The organism is Xylophilus sp. ASV27, from assembly GCF_016428875.1.
Lineage (GTDB): Bacteria > Pseudomonadota > Gammaproteobacteria > Burkholderiales > Burkholderiaceae_C > Xylophilus.
In genome coordinates this window covers 1-255 of sequence record NZ_JAELTO010000425.1, presented here as the reverse complement: position 1 = coordinate 255, position 255 = coordinate 1, and the positions used below count along the sequence as shown (strand labels likewise).

The following is a 255-nucleotide window of genomic DNA, read 5'->3' as shown; positions in this document are numbered from 1 at the left end:
CCATCTTGGCCGAGCCGTGGATGATGGGGGTGTCGTCGCCGGGGAATTCGTACTTGTCGAGGAGTTCGCGGACTTCCATTTCGACGAGTTCGAGCAGTTCGGCGTCGTCGACCATGTCGCACTTGTTCAGGAAGACGATGATGTAGGGGACGCCGACCTGGCGCGCCAGCAGGATGTGCTCGCGGGTCTGGGGCATGGGGCCGTCAGCGGCGGAGCAGACCAGGATGGCGCCGTCCATCTGGGCGGCGCCGGTGA

At 65.1% G+C, this 255-nt stretch carries 1 protein-coding gene; it reads right to left on the bottom strand.

What is annotated here, in order from left to right:
- On the bottom strand, positions 1-255 hold a 255-nt coding region (locus JHD63_RS23635), incomplete at both ends, for a GTP-binding protein (protein ID WP_233168578.1).